The following is a 545-nucleotide window of genomic DNA, read 5'->3' as shown; positions in this document are numbered from 1 at the left end:
GAAGGCGAGCTCGAGCGACGGCTTCTTGGCAAGCCCACCGGACCCGCGGCCTATGCACAGCCCGACTACGGTCGCATACATCAAGAGCTGCGCCGCAAGGGCGTGACGCTGACGTTGTTGTGGGAGGAATATCAGGCGGAGTTCGCGAATCGGAAGACTTACCGTTACACGCAGTTCTGCGAGCACTATAAGGCGTTCGCAAAACGGCTGAAGCGCTCGATGCGGCAGATCCACCGTGCTGGTGAGAAGCTATTCGTCGACTTCGCCGGTCCCACATTGCCGTTGACCACGGGGCGTCGCGCGCACATCTTCGTGGCCGCCATGGGCGCATCGAGCTATACATTCGCATGTGCCACGCCGGCCGAGACGATGGAGGACTGGCTGAGTGGTATCGCCCGCGCGCTAACCTTCTACGGCGGCGTTCCACAACTGATCGTGCCGGACAACCCGCGCGCGATGATCGCCGACCCCGATCGCTATGAGCCTCGCGCCGGCGACACCGTGCTGGACTTCGCGCGTCACTACGGCACCTCATTTCTGCCTGC

1 protein-coding gene is annotated in these 545 nt (G+C 62.9%); it reads left to right on the top strand.

The window, feature by feature from the left end; genetic code table 11:
- Window positions 1-545 (top strand): IS21 family transposase (locus NCS02_RS36190; RefSeq protein ID WP_502800936.1); only part of this gene is annotated, 545 nt, incomplete at both ends.

This window comes from Caballeronia sp. NCF2, from assembly GCF_023631205.1.
In the GTDB taxonomy this organism is placed as follows: Bacteria; Pseudomonadota; Gammaproteobacteria; order Burkholderiales; family Burkholderiaceae; genus Caballeronia; species Caballeronia zhejiangensis.
The sequence above is the reverse complement of the archived record's forward strand: the minus strand, read 5'-3'. Positions and strand labels throughout refer to the sequence as shown.